The organism is Kitasatospora sp. NPDC127067 (assembly GCF_042724755.1).
GTDB lineage: Bacteria > Actinomycetota > Actinomycetes > Streptomycetales > Streptomycetaceae > Kitasatospora > Kitasatospora lactacystinica.
This window is the reverse complement of record NZ_JBHXEM010000203.1, coordinates 1-10,389: the sequence shown is the minus strand read 5'-3', so window position 1 is coordinate 10,389 and position 10,389 is coordinate 1. Positions and strand designations below refer to the sequence as shown.

Genomic DNA, 10,389 nt, shown 5'->3' with positions numbered 1-10,389 from the left:
ACCGGACGCTGCTGGCCCGGGCGGACGACCTGGCCGGCCGGCTTCAGGCGGCCGGCGTCCGCGAGGGAAGCCGGGTGGGCGTCCTGCTGCCCCGCTCGGTCGACCTGGTGGCCGCGCTGCTGGCCATCCTGCGCCTCGGCGCCGTCCACGTACCCGTCGACGTGCTGCAGGGCCCCGAGCGCTGCCGGCTGATCGTCGAGGACAGCGCGCCGGTCGTCCTGCTCACCACCACGGACGACGCCCCGGCGGAGCTCGGCCTGACCGTCCCGACGGTGCTCACCGTCACCGCCCCGGCCGACGCCGCCGCCGAACTGCCCCCGCTGCCCGCCCCCTCGGCGCAGGCCCCCGCGTACCTGCTCTACACCTCCGGCTCCACCGGCCGCCCCAAGGGCGTGCTGATGCACTCCCTCGCCCTGGCCCACTTCGTGGCCTGGAACGTCGCCGACCACCCCGCGGCCCGTACCCTCCAGTACGCCTCCTGCGGCTTCGACGTCAGCGTCCAGGAGATCCTCACCACGCTGGCCGGCGGCGGCACCCTGCTGCTGATCGAGGAGGAGACCCGCTACGACGTGACGGCGCTGGCCGCCGTGGTCCGCTCCACCCGGGCCGAGCGGCTCCACCTGCCGTACACGCCGCTGGCCGCCCTGGCCGACGCGCTCGGCGAGGAGCCCGTGCCGCACCTGCGGGAGCTGATCTCGGGCGGCGAGCAGGTGCTGGTCACCCCCGGGCTGCGGGCCTTCCTGAGCCGCAACCCCGGCTGCCGGCTGATCAACCACTACGGCCCGACCGAGACCCACGCGCTGACGGCCGGCGAGATCGACCCGGACGGCCCGGAGTACGCGCCGATCGGCCGCCCGACCCCGGGCAGCCGGATCGTGCTGCGCGACCCCGCCGGACGCCGGGTGCCGGCCGGAGCGGTCGGCGAGATCCACGCGCTCGGCGTCCAGGTCGGCATCGGCTACATCGGCCGCGACGAGGAGAGCGCCGCCGTCTTCACCGACACCCCCGACGGCCCCGGCTACCGCACCGGCGACCTCGGCCGCTGGCGCCCGGACGGCCGGCTGGAGTACCTCGGCCGGGCCGACCGCCAGGTCAAGGTGCGCGGCTACCGGGTCGAGCCGGGCGAGATCGAGACCGTGCTGCGCGGCGTTCCCGGCGTGCACGCCGCCGCCGTGACGGCGCGCCGCACCGCGGCGGGCACCGTGCTCGCCGGGTACGTCGGATGCTCGGCCGCCGACCTGCCCCGGGTCGCCGACCGGCTGGCCGACCTGCTGCCCGACTACATGGTGCCCGGGCTCTGGGCCACCGTCGACGCCCTGCCGTTCAACGCCCACGGCAAGCTCGACACCGCCGCCCTGCCGGAGCCGCGCCCGCTCGGCGCGGACGAGCCCCAGGCCGCGCCGGCCACCGAGCTGGAGCGGACCGTGCAACGGCTCTGGGAGGAGGAGCTCGGCCGCCCCGTCGGGGTGGAGACCTCCTTCTTCGACCTGGGCGGGCACTCGCTGGCCGCCACCCGGCTGCTGAACCGGGTCCGCGAGGAGACCGGGCTGCGGATCGGCGTGCTGGACTTCTTCCGCCGCCCGACCGTCCGCGCGATGGCCGCCCACGAACCGGCCGCCGAGCAGCACCCGGCCCCGGCCTTCGAGGAGGGGACCCTGTGAGCACGGCGGAGGACGTTCGAGGAGAGGACGCGGCGAGCACGGCGGAGGACGGCTGGGCGCGGCTGCTGCGCCTGCTCGACGAACGCGAGATCGTGCTGCGCACCACCGGCGAGCGGCTCGGCTACCTGGCCCCCGCAGGCGCGATGGACGAGGAGGTCACCGGCCTCGTCCGGGCCCACCGCGACCGGCTGCTGACCATCCTGACCGGCGCTGGAAAGGCGCTGTCCGCCGCGCCGGCCGGGGTGACCCAGTGGCGGCTGCACAAGGCCCACGGCGACGCGGCCGACCCCGCGGTGTGGAACATCCTCCAGCGGATCACCCTGCGCGGGCCGCTGGAGCCCGGGCGGCTGGCCGCCGCGCTGACGGCGGTCACCGAGCGGCACGAGAGCCTGCGGACCCGGTTCGTGGACACCGAGCTCGGCGGGCTCCAGCAGGTGCTGCCGAACACCCCGCTGGACGTCCCGGTCGAGGACCTGCGCGGGCTCGCCCCCGCCGAACGGGACGCGGCCCTCGCCGCGGCCCTGGAGGCCGAGGTCGGCCGCCCGTTCGACCTGACGGCGCCCCCGCTGCTGCGCGCCCGACTGCTGCGCCCGGCGGCGCAGGAGTGGGTGCTGCTGCTGACCATCCACCACATCGCGCTCGACGGCTGGTCGCTGGCCACCGTGCTGGCCGACCTGAGCGCGCTCTACCGCACGGGCGGGCCGCTGCCGGGAGAGGCCGGCCGGATGACCGACCACGCCTGCTGGGAGCGGACGGTCGTCAACCGGGCCTCCATGGCGGCGGCCGCCGACCACTGGGCGAAGGCCCTCGGCGGCGCCTCGCTCTCGGTGGACGTGCCCACCGACCGGCCCCGTCCCGAACGGCGCTCCGGGCACGGTGAGACGGCCGAGTTCCGGATCCCGGCGGTCGTGGCCGAGGAGATCGGGCGCTACGCCGCCGCGCGCTCCACCACCGCCTCGGCCGTCGTGGTCGCCGCGTTCGCCCGGCTGCTCGGCTCGCTCAGCGGCGCGCCGGAGGTGCTGATCCTGCTCTCCAACGCCAACCGCCGGCGGCCGGTCGACGAGCAGGTGGTCGGCCTGCTCACCAGCAGCATGCCGATCCTGGTGCCGACCCGGGGCGAGCGCGGGTTCGCGGGCCTGGTGGACCGCGCCGCCGAGGCGATCGCCTCCGCCCTCGACCACTCCCTGATGCCGTTCGGCCTGCTGGTCGAACCGCTGCGGGAGCGCGGCGTCCCCATGCCCGTCGGGTACCCGCAGATCGTGCTCGCCGTCCAGAGCACCCCGCCCATCACCCTCGACCTCCCCGGCCTGACCGTCGAGATCGAGGACATCCCCGGCCACTCCGCCCGCGCCGACTGCGCGTTCTCGCTCACCCCGGACGCCGACGGCTACCTGGGTCAGGTCGAGTACGACGCCGACCTGTTCGACCCGGGCACCGTCCGGGGCTGGCTGGACGCCCTGGTCGCGGACCTGGCCCGGCAGTTGGAGGTCCCGCTCGCATGACACCCGGTGGGCCCCGGTGAACGGCGTACCGTCCACCGGGGCCCACCCGTCCGGAACTCCCGGGAACCCGGTGGCGGATCAACCGCCGTCCGGGGCGCCGGTGAACCGGAGGACGCCGTCCTCGATCGGGTCGGAGAGCAGGACCTTCCTGTCGTGCCGGTAGTCCATGACCATCCGCCACGGGAAGTCCCGTCCCTGGCGCGGCATCGCGTCCTTCGCGCGCCGGATGTAGCCCGACGAGAGCTCGTCGACGACGCCGGCCCCGGTCGCGTTGGCCGCACGGTCGACGGTGCGGCCGGTGGCGTCCATGTGCTTCAGCAGCCGCACCAGGTAGGCGGCGGCGACGTCGACCTTCAGGGTCCACGAGGCGTTGGTGTAGCCGAAGACCCACGCCAGGTTGGGGATGCCCTCCAGCATGACGCTCTTGTACGTGCAGACGTCGTGCAGGCCGCGCACCTCGCCGTCGACACTGATCGACGCGCCGCCGAGGGCCTGCAGGTTCAGGCCGGTGGCCGTGACGACGACGTCCGCCGCCAGCTCCCGGCCGGACGCGAGCCTGATGCCCGTGGCGGTGAAGGTCTCGATGGTGTCCGTGACCACGGAGGCCCTGCCCTCGCGGAGCACCGTGAAGAGGTCGCCGTCGGGTACCGCGCACAGCCGCTCGTCCCACGGGTCGTACCTCGGGCTGAAGTGGGTCATGTCGAAGCCCTTGCCGACCCCGCGGCGCACGCCCGCCAGCAGCAGCCCGCGCACGGCCCGGGGGAAGCGCCGGGAGGCGTTGAAGAGGAGGCGCTGCAGCCCGATGTTGCGCCTGCGGGTCATCCGGTGCACCAGGGGCGCCGCCAGGATCTTCCGCTGCCACGCGGTGATCCGGTCGGTCGACGGCAGCGAGAAGACGTACGACGGGGAGCGCTGCAGCATCGTCACGTGCTCCGCCGTGCCCGCCATCGCCGGGACGAGGGTCACGGCCGTGGCGCCGCTGCCGATGACGACGACCTTCTTCCCCGCGTAATCGAAGTCCCGGGGCAAGTGTCCGTTCAACGGCCTGTCAGGGAGCCGTTTCCGCTGCTGCCGAGTTCTCGGCGGCCACGCTCGCCCGCCACTCGTCGAGCAGCTGAAAGAACGCCTCCAGCGGCGGAACCGCACCAGCGTTCCGCTCGATGAACTCGTACCAGCTGAGGCTCATCGGCCAACCGCGCGTCCAGCACAGCCACTGCTGGAACGGGCCGACCGGATCGAAATCCAACCGCTCGTCGATCCCGTGAATCCGCAGGGCAAGGCCGTACCCCGAGAAAAGCAGGCCCAAGTCGTCCAGCGAGCCGTTGCGCACGAACATGCCGGGCCGCTGCCGCACCTGTTCAAGGACGTCATAGATGTCCCGCCACTCATCGAACGGCTTGGGCTTCGGTCGGTCTCCAAGATCAGCTGACACCCTCCCACTCTACGCCGACGGGCCCGGACGAGCGACAACTTTCCATACCGGACAGGGAGATCACATGTCCGCCCACAGGTCGTCGGCGCGTCGGGGCGGGCCGGGCGAGAGCTCCGGGGCCGCCGCGGGCCCGGTCAGCCCCGGAAGACCTGCCACGCCGTCGACGAGGCGTCCTCACGCGTCGCCCAGTGATTCAGCGGCAGCGCCGGCAGGCCGGCCATCGAGGGGTCGCTCTCCAGCAGGTGCGCGGCATGGACCAGCCTGGGGCCGCCCTTCCACCAGCGCGGCTCGGTCGCCGAGAACGCCTGCCAGTCGCCGTCCTCGTCGAGGTAGACGCTCACGACGGGCTGCCCGCGACGCACACGCTTCGACACGAACATCGGCTCGTCCGGGCTGAGGGTGTACACCGGACCGCAGTCCTCGTGCGACTCGACGGTCACGACGTCCTCCTTGGCTGATCGGACCCCCATCACAGCACAGGTCCGCCCGGCCGCCTCGATCGGGGGCGAGCTCCGCCGAGGGCGGCCACCCGGCCCCACCGGGTGACATCCGGTTCGACGGCCCGACTTGAGCGACGGGGTCGAGCCGCCCTGGCCGTGAGCCGTAGGGTTGCCGTGTGACGGATGAGCTGTTGTTCGATACGGCGCAGGCCGGCGGAGGCGGCGGGACGGGCTGCCCGCGGTGCGAGGAGACGACAGAGCTCACCGTGTTCCGCGAGCGATATCGGCCCGTGCTCCGGGGCCGGGGTGTCGTGCGGTTCCTGGCGGCGGTGTTGCTCCTCGTCCTGGCCGCGAAACCGCTGCTCCGTGGGCACGCTGCGGGCGTGGTGCTGCTCGCCCTCGGCGTGCTGTCCGCCGTGTCGTGTGCGCGGGCCGTGGCACGGGCCCGGTCCGGTGGGCCGGTCGATGTCGTCTACTGCCACCATTGCACCGCCCGGTCCACGAGAACGCCGTGATGGGCGAGGCGAACACGTGACGAGGCCACAGGCGTCGGCCGACTCGCGGGCTCCGGGGTCCTGAGGGCGGGTGGCCGGAGCCGTCGCCCTCGCGGTGGCCGCCGCCCCGGAGGGGCTCGGGCCGGCGAGCCGAGGCGACGGACGCGGAGGACCGCGATCAACGCCGGTCGGCTCCGGAAAACCCGTTGGGCGCGGCAGTCCCACCAATGGTAAACATGTGACATGTTACAAGGCATTCGCATCACCCTCCGGGCCCGTCACGACGCCGACCTCCCGGTGCTCCTGGCCGAGCTGTACGACGACGTGGCGACCCGCTCGCGGGCCGACTCCCGCCCCTGGCGGCCCATCCCCCCGGGCTCGGCGGACTCCCCGTACGCGGTCACCGGGCCGTCCGACGAGGCGGCGTGCTTCTCCGTGGTCGAGACCGCCTCCGGGGAGCTGGCCGGCGAGGCGCTGCTGTGGGGCATCGACGCCCACAACCGCAGCGCCCACGTGGGCCTCGCCCTGCTGCCGGGCCACCGGGGCCGCGGGCTCGCACCGGACGTCCTGCGGGTGCTCTGCGACTACGCCTTCCCGGTGCTCGGCCTGCGCCGCCTGCAACTGGAGACGCTGGCGGACAACGCCCCGATGCTCCGGGCCGCCACCGGCGTCGGCTTCACCGTCGAGGGGCGGCTGCGCCAAGCCGCCTGGGCGTACGGGGAGTTCGTGGACCAGATGGTGCTCGGACTGCTGGCCGAGGAGTGGCGGGGGTGAACGAGGGCCCGTCCGGGCTGCGGCCCCTCCCGCACGGATACACCAACCGCACCGCGGGCGACGGCACCGTCGTGGTGAAACGCTATGAAGGGCCGGACGCCGAGGAGCGGCGCCGGCGCGAGCACCGGCTGCTGACCCTGCTGCACGGGCTGCTGCCGGTTCCCCCGGTGCTCGGCACCGAGCCGGGCGCCATCACGCTCGGCCACCTGCCGGGAGTGCCCGCGCAGGACCTGCTGGACGCCGGGCACGGCGCGCAGGTCCTGGCCGCCTGCGGGCGGGTGCTGCGACGGCTCCAGGCCGTCGACCCCGGCGTGGCCGGCGACGGTCCGGCGCCCCCGGGGTCGGTACTGGTGCACGGGGACTTCGGGCCCAACAACCTGCTGCTGGACCCGGCGACCTTCGCCGTCACCGGCCTGCTGGACTGGGAGTTCGCCCACCTCGGCGAGCCGGTGGAGGACCTGGCCTGGTGCGAGTGGATCGTCCGCATGCACCACCCGGCCCGGGCGGGCGCCCTGCACCACCTCTTCGACGCCTACGGGCAGCCGGTGCCGCCCTGGCCGCGGCGCCGGGCCGCCATGCTCACCCGGTGCGCCCGGCTGGAGGAGTTCTGCCACCGGGGCGCCCCGGACGGGCCGGGGGTACGGCAGTGGCAGGAGCGCGGACGCCTGACGGCGGGCTGGCCGGAGCAGCCGGGGCCGCCCTCCTGACCCCGGCGGCGCGGCGCTCCGGGCCCGCGCGCCAAGGGTCGTGACGAACTGTGAACGGATCTGGCGCCCGCCTTCACCGTTCCGATACGGTCTGGACCAATCAGCGGCCGATCTTCCTCCGGCATCGGTCCGCCGCGCTCCGAAAGCCCCCCGGGAGTCGTCATCAGCGCCCAGCCCGTCCCCGTCCCGCTCACGCTTCCGGCACTCCTGGACCACCGGGCCGCGCTCCATCCGGAACGCACCGCGCTGCTCGTGCCCGGCGGCGGGAGCCTCAGCTACGGCCGGTGGCGCGAGCGGGCGGTGCGGGCCGCGCACGGGCTGGCCCGGGCGGGCGTTCGCCCCGGGGACACGGTGGCGCTGCTGTTCACCAACCGGGAGTGGGACGCGTACGCCGTGGCGTTCCTGGCCGCCCACTACGCGGGCGCGGCCGGGCTGGTGATCCGCGAGGACCTGGCCCCGGCCGATGTGGAGCGGCTCGTCGAGGCGGCCGGGGCGCGCTGGGCGGTCGCCGGGAACGGCCCGCGCACCACGCTGCCCACCTTCGCGCTCGACGGCCTCGGCGCTCCGCTCGACCCATCGCTCAACGGCCCGGACGCGATCGAGCCGCCGCACCGGGTCGCCCCCGGCGACCTGGCCCAGATCATCGGGACCTCCGGCACCACCGGCACCCCGAAGGGCGTCCGGGCCGCGCACGCGAGCCTGACCGCCGGCCTGGTCCTCAACCCCCGGCCCCGCCCGTACGCGCACTCACGGCACGCGGTGCACGCCTTCCCGGTCGGCACCAACGCCGCCCAGGCGGTTCTGGTGAACGCGCTGACCGCGCAGCCCACGACGATCTGCCTGCCGCGCTTCGACGCGGAGGAATTCGGGCGGGTGGTCGAGGAGTTCGGCGCGGGCACGGTCTTCCTCGTGCCGTCGATGGCGGTGGAACTGCTGAACTCCGGGACGGCCGGCCGCCGGGACCTCGGCAGCGTCCTGCTGGTCGGTTCCACCGCCGCCGCGCTCCCGCCGGCCGTCGCCGCCGGGCTGAGCGCCGCACTGCCGAAGGCGACGGTCGTCAACACCTACACCTCGGCCGAGGCCTCCCCCGCCCAGATCTCCGCGATCGTGGATCCCGGCCGCCCCGGCTCGGTGGGCCGCCCGACCGACCCGGCCGACCTGCGGATCCTGGACGAGGCCGGGGAGCCGGTGCCGCCCGGCGGGACCGGCGAGATCTGGCTGCGTCAGCCCGGGCCGCCGCGCGGATACGCCGGGGCGGCCTCCGACAGCGTCTTCCGCGACGGCTGGGTGCGCATGGGCGACCTCGGCAGGCTGGACGGGGACGGTTTCCTCCATCTGGTCGACCGGGAGAGCGACATCGTCAAGTCCGGTGCGCTGAAGGTCTCGACGCTGCGGATCGAGGCCGTGCTGCACGAGCACCCGCAGGTCGCCGACGCGGCCGCGCTCGGCCTGCCGCATCCGGTGATGGGCCAGGTGCCGGTCGCCGCGGTGGTCCCGCTGCCGGGCGGAATCGATGCCGACGGTCTGCGGCTGTTCCTGAGCGAGCGGCTCGCCCGACCCGAACTGCCGGTGCGCATCCTGGTGTTGGACTCCCTGCCGCGCAACCCGAGCGGCAAGGTGGTCAAGCACGAGCTGCGGACCGCGTTCGAGGAGCCCGCCCCGGTGACGGGAAGGGCCCCGCAGACGGAGCGGGAGCTCGCCCTGGCCGGCCTGTGGCGGACGGTGCTGGGACGCCCGGTCCGGGCGGTGGAGGAGGAGTTCTTCGCCCTCGGCGGGGACTCGTTCCGCGCGGTCCAGCTGGCCGCCGCGATCTCCGCCGAGTTCGGCGTGGCGGCTCGCACGGCGCTGGTCTTCGAGCGCCCCTCGCTCCGCGCCCAGGCGGCCTGGCTGGAGCGGGCCGAAGCCTCGGCGGCCGGGTCGGCGGAGCGGTCCGGGGCCGAGGTGTCGGACTTCCTCCGCTCGCTGCGCGCCCAGCCGCACGACCTGCCGCTCACCTCCCAGCAGGAGAACTTCCTGCGCTGGATGGCCGAGGCCCCGGGCCGCAACGTCGGCGCGGTGGCGGTGATGTTCCGGGTGACGGAGGGCCTGCGGACGGACATCCTGGCCGACGCCCTGCACGAGGCGATCCGCCGCCATCCCGCGCTGCGGACCAGGTTCGTCCCGGTGCCCGGCGCCGAACCGGGGGTGCTGCGGGCCGTCCTGGACGACGAACCGCACGCGGACGTGGTGCTGGTGGAGGCGCCCGGCGCGAGCGACGACGAGGTGTCGGCGCGGCTGGTCGCCGTGCGCGACCGGCTGACGGACGTCGCCGCGGGGCCGATGACCAGACTGGCCGTGGTGAGCCGCGGGCCGGAGGACCACGTCGTCCTGCTGGCCGTCCACCACCTCGTCAGCGACGGCTGGTCGCTGGGCGTGCTCCTGCGCGAGCTGGGGGTGGCGTACTCGGCGCTGCGCCACGGGCGCCGGGTGCCGACCGCCCGGCCCGGCCCGGAGTACCGCGAGCTGGCGGAGTGGTCGAACGCCCACTGGCCGGCGTCCCGGACGCACTTCGCGACGGCGCTCGCGGACGCGCCCGCCGCGATCAACCCCTTCCCGGGGCGCCACCACACCGAGGTGGTGCTGAGCGCCGCCCACGCGTTCACGGTGCCCCCGGAGACGGCGGACGCGCTGCGGGCCAGGGCGGCGGAGCTGGGGGCCACGCCGTTCCTCGCGGTGGCGGCGGTCTGGAGCGGCCTGCTGGCCGCCCGCAGCGGACAGCCGGACCTCGTCCTCATGACGCCGGTGCCCGGCCGGACCAGGCCGGAGGCGGAGCGGGCGGTCGGCTGCTTCGTGCAGTCGCTGCTGGTGCGGGTGGACGTGTCGGGCGCGCCGGGCTTCGCCGAACTGCTCGACCGGGTCCGGTCCGCCGCCACCGCCGCGCTCGACCACCAGCTCTACCCGTTCGCGGAGTTCAGCCCGCTGGTGCCGTTCGCGGCCTGGCTGAGGTACGAGAGCTGGAGTGCGCCGGCCCAGCTGCCGGGGGTGGCCTGCGCGGCCTGGGAGCTGCCCCGCAACGCCACGGTGCCGTACCCGCTGCCGGGCGGTGACCGGCACGTCCCGGAGCTGGCGGTCACCGAGCAGCCGGACGGCGCGCTGCGGTGCTGGCTGCGGTACAACGAGCACGCCTTCGAGGCGGCGACGGTGTCGGCGCTGGCCGACGACCTCGCCGCGGCGCTGGCCGGGGCGGCCGGTATCTGACACGAGGAATGCCGGGGTGCGGCCATCACCGGCCGCACCTCCCCCGGAACCTCCTTGGAGCGCCCTCGGAACGCCCTCGGAACGCCCTCGGGGCCCCGCGTACCCGGCACGCGGAAGCCGGGCCCCGCCCCCTCAGCCGGAG

Annotated in this window: 9 protein-coding genes; 6 read left to right on the top strand and 3 right to left on the bottom strand. The window is 75.0% G+C overall.

The features are described 5' to 3' along the window. Both ACFWJ4_RS39420 and ACFWJ4_RS39415 read left to right on the top strand, forming a co-directional pair. Nucleotides 1–1,661 (top strand): amino acid adenylation domain-containing protein (locus ACFWJ4_RS39420; RefSeq protein ID WP_380553697.1); only part of this gene is annotated, 1,661 nt, incomplete at its 5' end. Beyond that, nucleotides 1,658–3,163, top strand: coding sequence for a condensation domain-containing protein (locus ACFWJ4_RS39415; protein WP_380553694.1), 1,506 nt, complete (start codon nucleotides 1,658–1,660; stop codon nucleotides 3,161–3,163). The genes ACFWJ4_RS39420 and ACFWJ4_RS39415, both read left to right, overlap by 4 nt. Before the next feature lie 78 nt (nucleotides 3,164–3,241). Here ACFWJ4_RS39415 and ACFWJ4_RS39410 read toward each other — a convergent pair whose 3' ends face one another. From ACFWJ4_RS39410 to ACFWJ4_RS39400, 3 genes are all read right to left on the bottom strand, one after another. Continuing rightward, complete coding sequence (locus ACFWJ4_RS39410; protein ID WP_380553691.1) at nucleotides 3,242–4,192, bottom strand: flavin-containing monooxygenase; 951 nt, start codon at nucleotides 4,190–4,192, stop codon at nucleotides 3,242–3,244. 19 nt (nucleotides 4,193–4,211) lie between these two features. Next, nucleotides 4,212–4,595: a hypothetical protein gene (locus ACFWJ4_RS39405; RefSeq protein WP_380553688.1), complete on the bottom strand. Its 384-nt coding sequence runs from the start codon at nucleotides 4,593–4,595 to the stop codon at nucleotides 4,212–4,214. Nucleotides 4,596–4,729: 134 nt separating this feature from the next. Next, the gene (locus ACFWJ4_RS39400; protein WP_380553685.1) at nucleotides 4,730–5,035 is read right to left on the bottom strand and encodes a hypothetical protein; all 306 of its coding nucleotides are present in this window, start codon (nucleotides 5,033–5,035) and stop codon (nucleotides 4,730–4,732) included. Nucleotides 5,036–5,211: 176 nt separating this feature from the next. Here ACFWJ4_RS39400 and ACFWJ4_RS39395 point away from each other — a divergent pair, with 176 nt between their 5' ends. From ACFWJ4_RS39395 to ACFWJ4_RS39380, 4 genes are all read left to right on the top strand, one after another. Beyond that, nucleotides 5,212–5,550 carry a hypothetical protein gene (locus ACFWJ4_RS39395; protein WP_380553683.1) on the top strand — a complete coding sequence of 113 codons (339 nt, stop codon included), beginning with the start codon at nucleotides 5,212–5,214 and terminating at the stop codon, nucleotides 5,548–5,550. A gap of 222 nt (nucleotides 5,551–5,772) precedes the next feature. Further along, nucleotides 5,773–6,303 (top strand): GNAT family N-acetyltransferase, encoded by a 531-nt coding sequence (locus ACFWJ4_RS39390; protein ID WP_380553680.1) that lies wholly within the window; start codon nucleotides 5,773–5,775, stop codon nucleotides 6,301–6,303. Further along, nucleotides 6,300–7,010: a phosphotransferase family protein gene (locus tag ACFWJ4_RS39385; RefSeq protein ID WP_380553677.1), complete on the top strand. Its 711-nt coding sequence runs from the start codon at nucleotides 6,300–6,302 to the stop codon at nucleotides 7,008–7,010. Before ACFWJ4_RS39390 ends, ACFWJ4_RS39385 begins: the two co-directional genes overlap by 4 nt. A 99-nt stretch (nucleotides 7,011–7,109) precedes the next feature. Further along, a complete protein-coding gene (locus tag ACFWJ4_RS39380; RefSeq protein WP_380553699.1) occupies nucleotides 7,110–10,247 on the top strand; it encodes an AMP-binding protein in 3,138 nt (1,045 codons plus the stop codon). The last annotated feature ends 142 nt before the right edge of the window (nucleotides 10,248–10,389 follow it).